Raw genomic sequence first — 14,766 nt, forward strand, 5'->3', positions numbered from 1 at the left:
CTTCCGCCAGCAGGTGCGACGGTAAATTCTGTGGCACCAGGCAGATCAAAGCATGAAAACCAAAGGGGTGTGGCCTAACCTCCGCGAAATCGTCAAAAACACTGATCTACAGTGCGTCAGAAAACGGGATTCTGGCAAGTGTGATGAATGAGCAGACGCATGTGTGCCTCCGTGACTTTGACAAATATCAACGCAGCGCGTCGCGCGTTGCGGCAAGGTAAGACCAACAAGGGAGACCCGATATGGATCTGAACGTACAGAAAGACCTGCTTCTCAAACGCCGCGCGGACCTGACCGGCGATCTTGCGGAGATCGAGCACAAGCTTGATGATCCGATGCCCAAGGACTGGGAGGACCGCGCTTCGGAGCGGCAGGGCGACGAGGTTCTTGAGGCGTTGGGCAACGCCGATCTGGAGGAACTGCGCCGCATCGACGCCGCTCTGGGGCGAATCGAGGATGGCAGCTACGGTACGTGTGTGAAATGTGGTGAGGCGATATCCGAAGAGCGGCTCGCAGCGGTTCCGACAGCACCATTGTGCCGGACCTGCGCCCGCGACAGCTGAGAATTGTCACCCGCCGTTGGCCTGCCGCGCAGGCGGGCCCGCGTGCCGGGTGGTTTTTTAATATTAATATTCCAAAATCAGAATCTGAGATATTTTATTTCGAAATTTCAATCCTCTGAGATTTTTTCATAAATTTCGCTGATCCGAATTTTGCATACGGACGTACACATTTATGTCAGAAAAAATTTACACTCTGGGAGGGATAGGTGTCAGTCTATTCGGACACATTACGGCGGGATTTCGAAGTCCGCATGAGCGCGCATGAAGGGATGCTTGCGCATCTTGGATTAAACCCAACGGAAGACGACGCTCCTTTTCTGCTCACCGAGTTGAAGGCAACCATGGGGGCCTGCGGTGCGTGTCACTGTCCCAAGACCTGTCTTGAATGGCAGGAGCAGGGCCATGCGGGACCGCCGCCGTGGTGTCACCGACGCAAAAGCTTTCTTTCACTGATCGACGCCTGTGCTGCGCTCGAGGCACAGCCGATGCGTGCCGTTGCTGCAGGTTGATCCGGGTCAAGGTCATCACATCAGAAATATGGAATGTCTGAGTCGTTCCTGTTTTAGTGGAGGCTCTGATGTTCCGACTTGCCAGTATCCTGTATTCTCTCATCGCCACGACATTGGCGGGCACCGCCGTGATTGCCGTGCTGACAGCCGGATTCGGCACTCTGGTTCCGATCGTTGCTGCGGCCCTTGTCGGTGCCGTTGTCGCGCTGCCGGTGTCATGGTTCGTCGCACGGGCGATCTATCAGGCCTAACCGCCGACGCGCCTCACCAGCGAATCAAGCAGTCCATCCGCACATTCCTCGATCAGCGCGAGAGCGCCGTCGAAATCGCGCGTGAAATACGGGTCGGGAACGTAATCTGACCCGCTGTCCGGCGCGTAGTCGGTAAAGCGCACGACCCGGTCGGTCGGGCCGAATGCGCCAAGGTCTGATGCGTTGTCGTCATCCATCACGACGATCAGGTCGAACCGCGAGAAATCCGACGCCGCAACCTGCCGCGCCCGGAGCGCAGACAGGTCATATCCCCGTGCCCGGGCAGCCTCTTGCATCGGGCCGTACGGTGGTTTTCCGATGTGCCAGTTGCCGGTTCCGGCACTGTCGAGCGACAGCGTCATGCCCCGCGCTTCGGCTTTCGCCCGCGTAACCGCTTCGGCGGTCGGGGAACGGCAGATATTGCCCAGGCAGACAAAGAGGATACGGTGGGTCATGGCCATGACTTAACCGGTTGTGGCGTTTGGGAAAAGGGGAAGGCATGCGACAGGCGAAACGGATCGTGGTTCTGACAGGGGCCGGGATATCTGCGGAAAGCGGGCTGGGTACCTTCCGCGACGAAGGCGGCCTGTGGGCCCAGCACCGGATCGAGGACGTCGCCACGCCAGAAGCCTTTGCCCGCAATCCCGACCTCGTGCACCGGTTCTACAATGCCCGGCGCATTCAAGCGGCAGAGGCGCATCCGAACCCGGCCCATGAAGCCCTCGCGCGCCTGCAAAACGCATTCGACGGCGACGTGACCCTGGTCACCCAGAATGTCGACGGTCTGCACGAAAAGGCCGGGGCACAGGTCATTCACATGCACGGAGAACTCGCACGCGCGCTCTGCGCCGACTGCGCCCATCGCTGGGACGCCCCGCGCGAGATGTCCGTGGGGGAAACCTGCCCCGCCTGCCACGCGCCCAGCGCCCGCCCGGATATCGTCTGGTTCGGAGAAATGCCCTACCATATGGAGCGCATCATCGACGCGGTGCAGAGCTGCGACCTCTTCGCTGCGATCGGCACGTCGGGACAGGTCTACCCCGCCGCAGGTTTTGTCGAAGAGGCGCGGGTCTGCGGTGCGGACACCGTGGAACTCAATCTACGGGACAGCGACACATCCCACGCCTTTACAGATCACATCATTGGACCGGCCAGCAAGACGGTCCCCGCGTGGGTGGACCGCCTGCTGTCCTGAAGACTCAGTTTCCGCTCTTAATCTGACCGTGCTGCATGCCGCCATGGTCCTGCCGTTCGAGATCAACCGGCACCTCGATAACGACATCGCCGGCTTTCTCGAATGTCAGCGTGATGGTCACGGTGGCGCCCTGCTCCATCGGCTGCTTCAGCCCCATGAGCATGACGTGTTTGCCGCCGCGTTGCATGGCGATCATGCCGTCTGCGGGAAGCTCGAACCCTTCCTCGACATGAACCATGCGCATCACGCCATTCTCTCCGGCCAGATGGGTGTGCAATTCGGTGCGGGCCGCCGCGTCTGACGCGGCGCCGATCAGTCGGTCCGCGCTGCCGTCGGTGTTGCGAATCATCATGAAGGCCGCGCCGGATTTCGCCATCGGAGAGGCCGAGCGCGCATAGGCATCCTCGATCTGGATTTCGGCATAGGCAGGCAGCACGGAAGCAAGGGCAACTGCCCCTGCGATAAGGGATGTTTTGAACATTGGATTGGTCTTTCGTTTGAAGTCAGGTGAGTGGGACGTTCAAACCAAAGGTGGTGGCCCCCGGGCCTGTGCGGGCGGCAAGCCTGCGCCAAAGCAGTGCTCGTCCGGCTGTCCGAGCCACAGATCCTGCCAGCGATCCAACCGGATGGCGGCGGGCGTGACATGCGACACCTCGGCAAAGAAGGCCACCGCATAATCCGGGCAGATCATCACCCGCCCGGTGGGTTGGCCATTTTCATCGACAAGAATGTGCACCGGCCCGGTGCCGGTGCAGATGACCATCGTGCTCACAGCCGGAGACTGCCCCCGCGCCGCCGCCAGCTGAACACTGGTAAAGGCGATCAGCAGGCCCAACAAAAGGGTGGTCAGCTGGCGTAGCACGATCTTCATATCACCGATCTAGGCTGCCCACCGGCACCCACAAGGCGACAAAAGGAAACAGCCCCGCCGGGATGCCCGGCGAGGCTGTTCAAATCCGCAACGCGAAAAGGATCAGGCTTCGGCAGCCTGCGCCTTTGCGATCTCTTTCTTGACCTTCAGCGCGTTGGCCGACAGATCGGTGTCCTTGGCTTTCGCCAGGAACTTGTCCAGTCCACCGCGGTGGTCGACACTGCGCAGCGCATGCGCCGAGATCCGCAGCTTGATGCCACGGCCCAGAGCTTCGGACTGCAGCGTCACATCATTCAGGTTCGGCAGGAAGCGCCGACGGGTCTTGTTGTTGGCGTGGCTGACATTGTTGCCAGTCATCGGGCCTTTGCCGGTCAGTTCGCAAACACGCGACATGGGTTCATCCTCGTTCTATCAAAGGGGAAGATCGGGCCTTCCGCCAATATGAAAGGGAGCCGACTGGCAGCGCCCGGAATCTCGTTGGCTGTCCTTAGAGGGATGCGGGAAAGGCGTCAAGTGGGGCGGTGCGCGAAAACCGGGACTCTGCGCCAAGTTCGCGGGTTTTGTGTCGAACCGCCTGCGGCGGTGCGACAGGTCGGGGGCTTTGCCCCCCTGCCGCGCAGGCGCGGCATTCACCCCAAGGTATTTTTCAAACAGAGAAGAAACGGAATTTTAACCCGACTCGCCTGTTCTGGTCTAGCGGGACAGGCGGAGGCGCCGATGACCGTAAACGGAGAAGCCCCCTGTCGCACGGCGCAGGGGGTGGACCGTCTGAGCGTCTTCTCTGTTTCACAAATGCCTCGGGGGAGAGCCGCCTGCGGCGACGGGGGCAGAGCCCCCGAACTGCTTGGATGGCCAAAGGCCATACAAGCGCAAACCCGTGCGCCGGAGGCGCTCAATCGGGTCACGCGACGGGCATATTGCGCCCCTCAAGTTGCGCCAGCACCTCATCCGCCGCCTGGCTGGGCGTCTTTATTCCCTCTTCCACGCAATGCCCCAGAGAGCGCACCAGCCCCTTCATCGGCTCACGTTCCAACCGCGCCAGCAGCGCCTGCTTGAGCTCTGCCTCGAACCAGAATCGCGCCTGCGCGGCGCGGCGGGATGCAAAATGGCTGGTCTCGCGCCGCCAGTCGGTGAGGCTCTGCATCTCATCCCAGGCCGTCTGCAAACCGTTCTCTTCCAGCGCCGAAACCGTCATCGCCTTGGGAAAGCCCTGCGGGTCCTGCGGGCGTTTCCGCAGCAGGCGCAGGGCACCGGCGTAATCGGCACAGGTGCGGGTGGCGGTGGTTTTCAGATCACCGTCGGCCTTGTTGACGAGGATGATATCAGCCATCTCCATGATGCCGCGCTTCACACCCTGCAATTCATCGCCGCCGGCAGGCGCCAGCAGCAGCAGGAACAGGTCCGACATTTCCGCCACCACGGTTTCCGACTGCCCGACACCCACGGTTTCGATCAGCACCACGTCAAAGCCCGCGGCTTCGCACAGATCGATCGCTTCGCGCGTGCGCCGCGCAACACCGCCGAGATGGGATTGTGACGGCGACGGGCGGATGAAGGCGTTGGGATCGCGGGAGAGGCGCTCCATGCGGGTCTTGTCGCCGAGAATCGAGCCGCCGGAGCGCGCGGAACTCGGATCGACCGCCAGCACGGCGACCTTGAGCCCCTGCCCTGTCAGCATCATGCCGAAGGATTCGATGAAGGTCGATTTACCGACCCCCGGCGTGCCCGAGAGGCCGATGCGCAGGGCTTCCCGCCCATGTCCCTTGAGTTTTTCGAACAGCGCGATCGCCTCCGACCGATGATCGGCCCGCCCGCTTTCGACAAGGGTGATGGCGCGTGCCAGCGCACGGCGTTCACCGGCAAGGATACGGGTTGCCAGATCGTCGATGTCCATGCGCGGGGCTCCGTCTTGGTCTGGCGGCACATGTGCCATGGGCCGGGCGACCAAGTAAACCCGTCAGCCCAGCCCTCCGGGACCGTGTTTGAGAATCACCGGCACCACCAGTTCCTCTTCGTCGATCAGGTGGCGGTTCAGCATGGACTGAAAACTGAGCAGCTCTTCGCGGAACACACCGGCCTCCGACTTGCCCTGGATCACCGCATTGGCGCCATCGGCAAACCGGTTGAGCAACCCGTCCATCGCGTGATGATCGGAATCGAGCAGCTCGAACCCCTTGTTCAGGACGGGTTCGCGCGTGGCGAGAATCGGGAAATAGTGGTGGTCCTCGATCTGATGATGCCCATGCAGGTTCTGAAGCAGCATCGAGCCATAGCGCGACAGCTTGGCGGCATGGGTCCGGGCGTCGATCTTGCGGTCGACCGCCTGTTCGGCATCGTCGATCAGCGCGCCCATCAGGCGACGGAACATCAGGTGCCGATCCAGCCAGAAGGCCACCAAACCGGCGAAGTTGTTGTGCTCAGGCCAGGTTTCGCGCGGAAAGTCCTGAAGCAAAACGCGCAGCGCGTCCGGCAATCCGTCGCGCGTCTCGAGTGTCAAACTGTGGTCCATGGGCACCTCCTGCGGGTGACGAGGTGCAGCACGCTGGCGATTTGTCAATCAGCGAAGCACATGGACCGCACACTGGGCGTGGCGCACCACATGGGTTGCAGTGGAGCCAAGCAAGAGCGTCTGCATCCCCGGTCGGTGTGACGCGATCACGATCAGGTCGCTGCCATGGTCCTCCGCATAGTCCAGAATCGACCGGCCCGAATGGCCTTCGATCACGACAGAGTCTGCCCCGATCTCGGATGCGAGCCGCGCCATTTCGGCCTCGATCCCTTTGCGCGTCGCGGTCAGGATATCGGCAGAGATATAGCTGATAGCGTAGCTGGGCACGGCTTCGACCACATGCAGCAGGGTGATCTTGGCTCCGTCTGAAGCGAGTACCTTTGCGATGGCGATGGCCTCTGCCACGCGATCGTCTTCGTTGTCGAGCGCAATGGGTACGAGAATGTTCGAATACATGGGTCCCCTCCCTCAATTCAGGATGGGTCCAGTTTAGGCAAGCGTCGGAGTGCGGTCCTTGATCCGCATCATGGTCACTTCAGGGTTTGCAAAACTCGCCGGCAGGTTTGCAAAGTCATGAAACGTTGGGTTCGCCCTGCAATCCCAGCACCTTGCGAAAGCCGGTCCAGTATCCCGGCAGGCGCGGCGGTTCCTGAAGCCCGGGCAGCGCTTCGTCGGCCCAGCGGGACATGCGGCGCTGTGTGAAATCGCGGCCCCAGTCAAGATAGGCCTCGGCATCGTTCGGGCGCAGGCGGCAGGCGGAGCCAACCAGCCCGACCAGCGTTTCGGGGGCCGAATACCATTCGTCTTGAATGCCCGTGACCTTCTTTTGCAGGAACGGCCCGACCCAGCGCATCAGCGCCTTGTCCGAGAACAGGAGCAGCATCTTGCCCATCTCGTCACGGCTGTAATGGATGAGCGGCGGGAACGTGTCGAAGAAAAGAGCCTTTCCGTCAAGATAGGCGAAGTTGCGGATCGACGGATGAAAGCCGATGCGGGTGTCGAACTGATCGGCGTTGTTCCAGAAGGTCGCGATCACGTCGCCTGCAGCCTCCATCATCAGGAGTGTTGCGTCCGTTGAGGCGGTCTGCATCTGCGGGCGCATCATGCTGTCCGAGGGCAGCGCCTCCTGCACGATCACCGGGATGCGGGTGCCGTCCATATCGAGCAGGTGGAATTCGGTCTGTGGCAGGGCGACACCTGCCTGGTTCAGAGCGGTCACGTAATCGTCGTGACAGTGTGCCAGCCGGTCGAGCGCCGCCGCATCGCGCAGGCCGCGATAGACCTTGATGACCCTGTCCGAGAACGGGCCGGACGCAGGCCGGAACGGTGCGCAGAAGTAACCCAGCTTCGACACGGTCTGGCCGCGTGCGGCGCTGTCGGCGCGGATCACGGCTTTCAGGGCATCGAGGTCTGTCATGGCACAGGCTCCTTGGTCGGGTGCCCTGCCTTACCCGTTTGCCAGCACCTGTGCCACCTCTGAGGTGAGCGCATCAACCTCGGCCTGTGCCGGTGTTTTGCGGCCCTCTGCGGCGCCCCGGCCCTGCCCGAGCGCTTCGGCATAGATCACGCGGTTGGCAAGCGTGGTTTCGGCAATGCGTGCCATCAGCTTTTCCGCCGCCTCGGCCACTTCGGAGCCAAGGCGCGTGTTTTTGCGCGCCCGGTTCAGCACGACAAGCGCCTCTTTGCCTTCACGCCGCGCCAGATCGAGCACGCCTTCGGTGGCCCAGAGATCCACGTGGCTGACGCTGACAGGCACCACCACGAGGTCTGCCACACGCAGCGCAGGGCGAAGATCGCTGTCTGCCTTGGGCGGCGTGTCGATAATGACGATGTCGTGATTGTCAGACAGCTTGCGCACCTCATAGGTGATGCCCCACGCCGAGGAGGTGGCAAATTCGAGGTTCTCGACAGGTCCGGTTTCGGTTTCAATCCGGGTCATGAACCAGCGCCCCAGACTGCCCTGCGGGTCAATGTCGACAAGTGCCACGCGTTTGCCCTGGCGCAGGAACCCTGTGGCGAGGTTGGCGGAAACCGTGGTTTTTCCGGAGCCGCCCTTTTGCTGCGCGACGGTGATAACATGTCCAGCCATGGTCGATCCCTTCGATTCGTTTTGAAGGGTACAGGCTTATTTCGCAGGTGCAGCATAAAAATTGCCACACCCGCCCAGGACGGCAGAGGCAGTTGTATGAAATCACCCATCCGACCCACCGATGATTCTGCGCGCGAGCTTGCGCGCAAACTGATTGAAACCGCCAAATTCGCTGCGCTTTCCTATGAAGACCCCGACAACCGCGCGCCGATTGTCAGCCGGATCGCCCTCGTGTCCGGGCCGGACGGAATGCCCCTGAGCCTGATCTCGGACCTCAGCCACCACAGCGCTGCATTGCAGAAAAACCCGCTCTGCGCCCTTCTGATCGGCGAGCCGGGCAGCAAGGGAGATCCCCTGACCTTTCCCCGGCTGAGCCTGCGGGCCGAGGCGCGATTTGTCCGCCATGGGTCGCCCGAGCATGCCGGACTGGCTCAGACGTTTCTGACGAAACAGCCGAAGGCGAAGATGTATATCGGTTTTGCGGATTTTGCGCTGGTTCGGTTCACGCCGCTGGGGGGCAATCTGAACGGCGGATTTGGCAAAGCCTACACGCTGGATGCCGGGGATCTGATCTGACGGCGCGAGAGGCCGCGATTGCTAGGCAGAGACCTCGGGCGCCTGAAGAATCTGAACCCCGGCGATCCGCCATTCACCGTCGATCATCTGCATTCTGTAATCGAGGTAGTGGAGATTGCCCGCCGCGTCTTTGACGATCACCATCTGGTAAAGACCGCCTGCGATCTCACGCAGTTCCCCGAAGGTCACGTCCTCGGGTCGCCAGACCATCGGGTAACCCTGCTGCACCATCCGGCCGAAGTTTTCCGGGGTACCGAACATGCTGCGGATGTTCGGGCTGGCGAAGGTAAAGGCTGTGACGAAATCATCTTTGAGGAACGCGTCGATCTGGCTCTGGATCGTGCTCTCGATTGCAGGCTCGGGCGCCAGAACCTCCTGCGCCCACAGTGCACCGGTCATCGCCGCCGCGAGTGTCAGTCCAGTGAAGAATGTGCGCATGATCCGTCCTCCTGCGGTGAAGGTAGGACAGTTCGCGAAGCGGACAAATTCAATCTGATGGATGGCCGGTCAGACAGTCCTGTCTGACCAGCGTATCAGGACAACTCGCCTGCCAGACCTTTGCGGATCAGCGCGGCGGATTCGGCCACGCCGTAAAGCGCGATGAACCCGCCAAAGCGCGGCCCCTGAGACTGACCCAGCAGCACCTCGTAAAGCGCCTTGAACCAGTCCCGCAGCGGCTCGAACCCATGATCCTTTCCGACAGCAAAGACCAGCGTTTGAAGCGTTTCGTCGTCTGTTGCGCCGTCATGCGCCTCGAGCCGTGCCGCGAGGTCTTCCATCGCCGCGCGTTCTTTTTCATCCGGCGCGCGGTAGGTCTTCGTCGGCTTCACGAAGTCGTTGTAGTAGCGCACGGCAAAGCCCGCGGCCTGATCAAGGTCAGCATGGGTTTCGGGCGTGGCATCCGGCGCATAGCGCTTGATGAAGCCCCACATCGCGTCCTTGTCCTCGGCCCCCGCTGCGGACGCGAGATTGAGCAGCATGGAGAACGGAACGACCATCGTGGACTGCGGAACTTCGCCGTCGGAATGGATGTGGAAGACCGGGTTCGCCAATTGCTGCGCGGCGTCCTGCGTGTGATAGGCCCGAAGCTGCTGGTGGTATTCGTCAACTGCCTTCGGGATCACATCGAAATAGAGGCGCTTGGCCGTTTTCGGCTTCTGGAACATGAAGTAGCTGAGCGACTCGGTCGAGGCATAGGTCAGCCATTCGTCGATGCTGATGCCGTTGCCTGTCGACTTGGAGATCTTCTGGCCCTGATCGTCGAGGAAAAGCTCATAGACGAAATGTTCGGGCGCGGGCGCGCCGAGGATGCGGCAGATCTTGTCGTAGATCGGTGTGTTTGTGGAATGGTCCTTACCGTACATTTCGAAATCGACACCAAGCGCCGCCCAGCGCGCACCGAAATCAGGCTTCCACTGAAATTTGACGTTACCGCCGGTGACGGGAAGCGTCCATTCGCGCCCGTCTTCGTCATCGAAGGTGATCTCGCCTTTCGCGGCATCGACGTTTTTCATCGGAACATACAGAACGCGTCCGGTTTCCGGGTGCAGCGGAAGGAAGATCGAATAGGTCTGCTGACGCTCTTCGCGAAGTGACTTGAGCATGACGGCCATGATCTCATCGTATTTTTCGCAGGCCTTCAGAAGCGTTTCGTCAAACTGGCCGGACTTGTAGAAATCGGTCGCGGAATAGAATTCATACTCGAACCCGAAGGTATCGAGGAATCGCCGCAGCATGGCGTTGTTGTGGTGTCCGAAGCTTTCGAACTCCTCGAACGGATCCGGAACGGATGTCAGAGGCTTTTGCAGGTGCTGGGACAGCATCTCCTGATTGGGGAGGTTGCCTGGCACCTTGCGCATGCCATCAAGATCATCCGAGAAACAGATCAGCCGTGTGGGAATGTCGCTGATCACCTCGAAGGCGCGGCGGATCATCGTTGTGCGCAGCACCTCGCCGAATGTGCCGATATGCGGCAGACCCGAGGGGCCATAACCGGTCTCGAACAGGACATAGCCTTTTTCGGGCGGCGCTTTTTCGTACCGTTTGAGCAGCCGGCGCGCCTCTTCAAAGGGCCACGCCTTTGAGGTCATTGCAGCTTCGCGCAGTTCGGACATTGCTCTTTCACTCCGGATGGTCGCCGCACGATGTTGTGCGGTCGTTCAAAAGGCACTCCCTATTGCGGGGGCGCGGGCGGGTCAATAAGTTGCAGGAAGTTGATGTTCCAATCCAGAAAGCGATCCCCGTGACCGACCACGACCCCCACCTGATGAGCCCGCAAGACTGCCTGGTCGCGCTGATGATTGCCGTTTCGGCATCGGACGAGAGCATTCGGACTGCGGAACTGGTCAAAATCCAGTCGGCTGTGAACAATCTGCCGATCTTTGCCGAATACGATGAAGCACGTATCCCCGAGATGTCGGCTCTGGTGTTCGACCTGTTCGAACAGGAAGACGGCCTTGATGCGCTGTTCGGGCTGATCCGCGACAACCTGCCCGAGCGGCTGTTTGAAACCGCCTACGCGCTGGCCTGCGACGTTGCAGCCGCCGATGGCACGCTGCGCGAAGCGGAACTGCGCCTGCTGGAAGAGATCCGCTACGAACTGGAACTGGACCGCTTGCACGCCGCCGCCATCGAACGCGGATCGCGCGCCCGGCACATGCGGTTGTGATCAGCCGACAGGCTTGGGCGGAATCGAATAGGTGAGCGTCGCCCGGGCCACCGAATCGGGCTGACCCTCGGAGAACAGCAGAACATCCGTCACGCTGAGCGCGCGACCGAGCTTCAGCACTTTGGCATGGGCAATCACATCTGCGCCTGCCACCGGTTTGCGCATGAAATCGATAGAGCAATTCGTGGTGACCGCCAGCGCCTCTTTCCCGATGCGGGACATGGTGGCGACGTAGGCGGCCACGTCGGCGAGGCTGAACATCGCGGGACCGGATACGGTGCCGCCGGGGCGCAGATGCTGTTCACTGGCGTGCAAGCGCATCACCAAAAGATCTTCGTCCAGCCGGTCGATCCCGAACATCCCTTTGACCTGAGGAAACACCTCGTCCAGAAAGGCTTCCATCTCATCCGCCGGAACTTTGAGCGCCATGCTTTTCTCCCCTGCTCTGAACCGGTAAAGTCGCCGCAACTCACTGGGAGGACAAGATGAAAATCCTTGAACGTCACGACACGGGCGCGGTTTGCCATTTGCACCTGAACGCGCCCGAGCGCCTCAACGCTCTGTCGGACGAAATGCTGGCCGCGCTGCAAGACCAGATCGACGCGTTGCAGGACGATCGCTCGGTTCGGGTGGTCGTGATCTCGGGCGCGGGAAAGGCGTTCTGTGCGGGGCATGACCTCAAGCAGATGACGGCAGGGCGGCAGGCCGAAGATGGCGGCAAGGCGTATTTCAAGGACCTGTTCGACCGCTGTGCACGGGTGATGACGGGTGTGCAGCGCCTGCCACAGCCCGTGATCGCACAGGTTCATGGCATTGCCACCGCCGCCGGGTGCCAGTTGGTCGCGTCCTGCGATATGGCCGTGGCCGCCGAAGGCACGCGGTTCGGAGTCAATGGCGTGAATATCGGGCTGTTCTGTTCGACGCCGATGGTGGCCCTGTCCCGCAATATCCCGCGCAAGCAGGCGTTCGAGATGCTGGTCACGGGTCAGTTCATCGACGCGCACCGCGCCGAGGCTCTGGGTCTGGTGAACAAGGTGGTGCCCGCCGATGACCTCGCAGATGCGACGCAAGAGATGGCACAACTTGTCGCGAGCAAGCTGGGCGCGGCTGTGAAGATCGGCAAGCAGGCCTTTTACGAGCAGGTGCAGATGGGTCTGGATGACGCCTACGCCTATACCGGTCAGGTGATGGTCGAGAACATGCTGTACCGCGACACCGAGGAAGGCATCGCTGCCTTTCTGGAAAAGCGCCCGCCTGACTGGTCGCAGTAATCTTGACGCAGAGCAGGCTTCTTCTCCGGCCCGGTATGCGCGTGGGTCTGCTCGGCGGTTCGTTCGATCCGGCGCATGAAGGGCATGCGCATCTGACACGGGTGGCGCTTCGGGAGTTCGGGCTCGACCGAGTGATCTGGCTCGTATCGCCCGGAAATCCGCTCAAGACGCGGGGACCGGCGCCCCTTGATCTGCGCATGGCCCGAGCACGGGAGGTCATGCAGCACCCCCGTGTGATCATCAGCGACTTCGAGGCCCGGATCGGAACGGCCTACACGGCAGAGACGATCGAAGCGCTGCGGGCGACCTATCCCGGCGTTCGATTTGTCTGGCTCATGGGCGCGGACAACCTTCAGCAGTTCCATCGTTGGCAACGGTGGGAGGACATCCTCTGGTCCGTACCGCTGGGTATCCTCGCACGTCCGGGCTGGAGACAGTCGGGCCTGCACTCGCGCACCGCACGCCAGTATCGACATGCACGCCTGCCCGGTCAGGCCTCGAAACTCCTGCCGCTCCAGGACGCGCCTGCGTGGTGCTTTGTGAACATGCCGATGATGCAGGTCAGTTCGACCCAGTTGCGTGCGGCGGGCGACTGGCGCAGCCCGGGCTGAAACAGCTTGATCCACTTCACCAAACCGTGTGCTTGTCACCTGCTGATTGGTCGGGTTACATCGCGATCATGACACGGGAGGTAACACGTCGCGCGGTACTTGGTGGTCTGGCAGCAGCCGGGCTTGGCCACGCCGCATTTGCCCAGTCCGCCCTTGCCCCGATGAGTTCGCTACGGCCCTCGTCGCGTGGCGGTGATCTTCTCAAGACATACCAGCCACCGCTGAGCACCCTGATCGCGAAGTCCGGGCTTCCGGGTCAGATCAGCGTACAGGTCGCGGATGTGAAAACCGGGTTGGTGCTGGAATCGCACAACCCGCTGCGCGCGCTGCCACCGGCCAGCGTCGCCAAGGCGCTGACCGCCTGCTACGCGCTGGATGTGCTGGGTCCGGGGTATCATTTCGAGACACGGATCATGGCAACTGCGCCGGTCACGAATGGACGCATCGACGGCGATCTGATTCTTGCCGGTGGCGGCGATCCGACCCTCGATACGGACGCCATCGCAGACATCACCAAGCGACTGCGCGAAGAGGCCGGGGTGACCGAGGTCACGGGGCGGTTCCTTGTTTGGGGCGGCGCGCTGCCCGCGCTGAACGGGATCGACAGCGAACAACCCTTCCAGGTGGGGTACAATCCGGGGATTTCGGGACTGAACCTCAATTTCAACCGTGTCCATTTCGAATGGAAGCGGAACGGAAACGGGTACAATGTGTCGATGGATGCGCGCTCGGCCACCCTGCGGCCCGAAGTGCGTGCGGCCCGGATGCGGATCGAGGCGCGCAATCATCCGATCTACACCTATGTCGACGGCGGGACACATGACACGTGGACTGTGGCGCAGGGTGCGCTGGGAAAAAGCGGCGCGCGCTGGTTGCCGGTGCGCAAGCCCGCACGATACGCGGCTGAGGTTTTCCAGATCCTCGCGCGCTCAAACGGGATTGTTCTGAAGACGCCCGAAATGAGCGACGCACTGCCCGAAGGCAGCACCGAAATCCTGACGCATGAAAGCGCGGCGCTGCGGGTGATCCTGCGCGACATGCTGAAATACTCCACCAACATTACCGCCGAATGTGTCGGGCTGACGGCCACCCATGCCCGGTCTGGCACAGCGTCCTCGCTGCGTGCCTCGGCCGACGCAATGAACAGTTGGGCCAAGGACCGGCTGGGCATGAAGTCTGTGGCACTCGAAGATCACTCCGGGCTGGGTGACGACAGCCGCGTGTCCGCTCGGGACATGGTGAAGGCGCTGATAGCAGCGCGAAAATCCATGGGGATCAAGCCCTTGCTCAAGGCGCACCCGCTGCGTACCGAAGACCGAAAGGTGATCGAGGACCACCCCGTAAGCGTTCACGCCAAGACCGGAACGCTCAACTTCGTGAGCGGTCTGGGTGGATTCATCGACCTGCCGGATGGCACGGAACTGGCCTTTGCGAGCTTCTCGGCCGATCTGCCCAGACGCGATGCGCTGACCCGCGAAGAGCGCGAAAACCCGCCGGGCGGCAAGGCCTATGCCGTTGAGGCCCGCAAGCTCCAGCAGCGCATGCTGGCGCGCTGGGGCATCCTTTACAGCGGCTGATCAAGACCGGGAGCCGGACGCAAAAAAGGGGCGCAAAGCCGGTCTTTGCGCCCCCAGTGGAAGAGGTCTGTCTGAC

The 14,766-nt window shown here is 61.6% G+C and carries 21 protein-coding genes; 9 read left to right on the top strand and 12 right to left on the bottom strand.

The features are described from left to right. Positions 1 to 242: 242 nt before the first annotated feature. The 3 genes from MGEO_RS08140 (at position 243) to MGEO_RS08150 (ending at position 1,323) form a co-directional block, all read left to right on the top strand. The gene (locus MGEO_RS08140) at positions 243 to 563 is read left to right on the top strand and encodes a TraR/DksA family transcriptional regulator (protein WP_085636225.1); all 321 of its coding nucleotides are present in this window, start codon (positions 243 to 245) and stop codon (positions 561 to 563) included. Positions 564 to 769: 206 nt separating this feature from the next. Then, positions 770 to 1,072, top strand: a complete 303-nt coding sequence (locus MGEO_RS08145) for a hypothetical protein (protein WP_143746249.1) — start codon at positions 770 to 772, stop codon at positions 1,070 to 1,072. A 68-nt stretch (positions 1,073 to 1,140) separates the two neighbouring features. Further along, on the top strand, positions 1,141 to 1,323 hold the full coding sequence (locus MGEO_RS08150; protein ID WP_085636318.1) for a CTP synthetase: 183 nt from the start codon (positions 1,141 to 1,143) through the stop codon (positions 1,321 to 1,323). Here MGEO_RS08150 and MGEO_RS08155 read toward each other — a convergent pair. Next, positions 1,320 to 1,778: a low molecular weight protein-tyrosine-phosphatase gene (locus MGEO_RS08155; RefSeq protein WP_085636319.1), complete on the bottom strand. Its 459-nt coding sequence runs from the start codon at positions 1,776 to 1,778 to the stop codon at positions 1,320 to 1,322. The genes MGEO_RS08150 and MGEO_RS08155 overlap by 4 nt on opposite strands. Before the next feature lie 44 nt (positions 1,779 to 1,822). On the opposite strand from MGEO_RS08155, the gene MGEO_RS08160 reads away from it, so the two are divergent. Next, entirely contained in the window at positions 1,823 to 2,518 is a 696-nt protein-coding gene (locus MGEO_RS08160; RefSeq protein WP_085636227.1) for an NAD-dependent deacylase, read from the top strand. A gap of 4 nt (positions 2,519 to 2,522) precedes the next feature. Here the strand turns inward: MGEO_RS08160 and MGEO_RS08165 are convergent, their stop codons facing one another. The 8 genes from MGEO_RS08165 to parA form a co-directional block, all read right to left on the bottom strand. Beyond that, complete coding sequence (locus MGEO_RS08165; RefSeq protein WP_085636228.1) at positions 2,523 to 2,999, bottom strand: copper chaperone PCu(A)C; 477 nt, start codon at positions 2,997 to 2,999, stop codon at positions 2,523 to 2,525. A gap of 39 nt (positions 3,000 to 3,038) precedes the next feature. Then, positions 3,039 to 3,389, bottom strand: coding sequence for a hypothetical protein (locus MGEO_RS08170; protein ID WP_085636229.1), 351 nt, complete (start codon positions 3,387 to 3,389; stop codon positions 3,039 to 3,041). Positions 3,390 to 3,491: 102 nt separating this feature from the next. Continuing rightward, positions 3,492 to 3,782 carry a 50S ribosomal protein L28 gene (rpmB, locus tag MGEO_RS08175; RefSeq protein WP_085636230.1) on the bottom strand — a complete coding sequence of 97 codons (291 nt, stop codon included), beginning with the start codon at positions 3,780 to 3,782 and terminating at the stop codon, positions 3,492 to 3,494. 508 nt (positions 3,783 to 4,290) lie between these two features. Next, positions 4,291 to 5,283, bottom strand: coding sequence for a methylmalonyl Co-A mutase-associated GTPase MeaB (gene meaB / locus MGEO_RS08180; RefSeq protein WP_085636231.1), 993 nt, complete (start codon positions 5,281 to 5,283; stop codon positions 4,291 to 4,293). Between the two features lie 63 nt (positions 5,284 to 5,346). After that, entirely contained in the window at positions 5,347 to 5,898 is a 552-nt protein-coding gene (locus MGEO_RS08185) for a hemerythrin domain-containing protein (RefSeq protein WP_085636232.1), read from the bottom strand. 48 nt (positions 5,899 to 5,946) lie between these two features. Next, on the bottom strand, positions 5,947 to 6,354 hold the full coding sequence (locus tag MGEO_RS08190; protein ID WP_085636233.1) for a universal stress protein: 408 nt from the start codon (positions 6,352 to 6,354) through the stop codon (positions 5,947 to 5,949). 115 nt (positions 6,355 to 6,469) lie between these two features. Then, positions 6,470 to 7,315 carry a DUF6206 family protein gene (locus MGEO_RS08195; RefSeq protein ID WP_085636234.1) on the bottom strand — a complete coding sequence of 282 codons (846 nt, stop codon included), beginning with the start codon at positions 7,313 to 7,315 and terminating at the stop codon, positions 6,470 to 6,472. Positions 7,316 to 7,345: 30 nt separating this feature from the next. Next, entirely contained in the window at positions 7,346 to 7,987 is a 642-nt protein-coding gene (gene parA, locus MGEO_RS08200; RefSeq protein ID WP_085636235.1) for a ParA family partition ATPase, read from the bottom strand. Between the two features lie 96 nt (positions 7,988 to 8,083). On the opposite strand from parA, the gene MGEO_RS08205 reads away from it, so the two are divergent. Beyond that, a complete protein-coding gene (locus MGEO_RS08205) occupies positions 8,084 to 8,563 on the top strand; it encodes a pyridoxamine 5'-phosphate oxidase family protein (RefSeq protein ID WP_085636236.1) in 480 nt (159 codons plus the stop codon). Positions 8,564 to 8,584: 21 nt separating this feature from the next. On the opposite strand, the gene MGEO_RS08210 is transcribed toward MGEO_RS08205, so the two are convergent. Both MGEO_RS08210 and MGEO_RS08215 read right to left on the bottom strand, forming a co-directional pair. Further along, entirely contained in the window at positions 8,585 to 9,001 is a 417-nt protein-coding gene (locus tag MGEO_RS08210; protein ID WP_085636237.1) for a DUF4864 domain-containing protein, read from the bottom strand. Between the two features lie 95 nt (positions 9,002 to 9,096). Further along, positions 9,097 to 10,677, bottom strand: a complete 1,581-nt coding sequence (locus MGEO_RS08215) for a lysine--tRNA ligase (RefSeq protein WP_085636238.1) — start codon at positions 10,675 to 10,677, stop codon at positions 9,097 to 9,099. A 152-nt stretch (positions 10,678 to 10,829) separates the two neighbouring features. Between MGEO_RS08215 and MGEO_RS08220 the strand changes: the two genes are divergently transcribed. Beyond that, entirely contained in the window at positions 10,830 to 11,231 is a 402-nt protein-coding gene (locus MGEO_RS08220) for a tellurite resistance TerB family protein (RefSeq protein WP_408607491.1), read from the top strand. Here the strand turns inward: MGEO_RS08220 and MGEO_RS08225 are convergent, their stop codons facing one another. Continuing rightward, the gene (locus tag MGEO_RS08225; protein ID WP_085636239.1) at positions 11,232 to 11,660 is read right to left on the bottom strand and encodes a PaaI family thioesterase; all 429 of its coding nucleotides are present in this window, start codon (positions 11,658 to 11,660) and stop codon (positions 11,232 to 11,234) included. It abuts the gene before it with no gap. Between the two features lie 56 nt (positions 11,661 to 11,716). On the opposite strand from MGEO_RS08225, the gene MGEO_RS08230 reads away from it, so the two are divergent. From MGEO_RS08230 to dacB, 3 genes are read left to right on the top strand one after another with little or no spacing between them, the layout of a single operon-like run. Continuing rightward, a complete protein-coding gene (locus MGEO_RS08230) occupies positions 11,717 to 12,502 on the top strand; it encodes an enoyl-CoA hydratase (protein ID WP_085636240.1) in 786 nt (261 codons plus the stop codon). 2 nt (positions 12,503 to 12,504) lie between these two features. After that, entirely contained in the window at positions 12,505 to 13,113 is a 609-nt protein-coding gene (locus tag MGEO_RS08235) for a nicotinate-nucleotide adenylyltransferase (RefSeq protein ID WP_269845882.1), read from the top strand. A gap of 32 nt (positions 13,114 to 13,145) precedes the next feature. Beyond that, positions 13,146 to 14,690 carry a D-alanyl-D-alanine carboxypeptidase/D-alanyl-D-alanine endopeptidase gene (dacB, locus tag MGEO_RS08240; protein ID WP_332908311.1) on the top strand — a complete coding sequence of 515 codons (1,545 nt, stop codon included), beginning with the start codon at positions 13,146 to 13,148 and terminating at the stop codon, positions 14,688 to 14,690. Positions 14,691 to 14,766 lie beyond the last annotated feature (76 nt).

The organism is Marivita geojedonensis (assembly GCF_002115805.1).
GTDB lineage: Bacteria > Pseudomonadota > Alphaproteobacteria > Rhodobacterales > Rhodobacteraceae > Marivita > Marivita geojedonensis.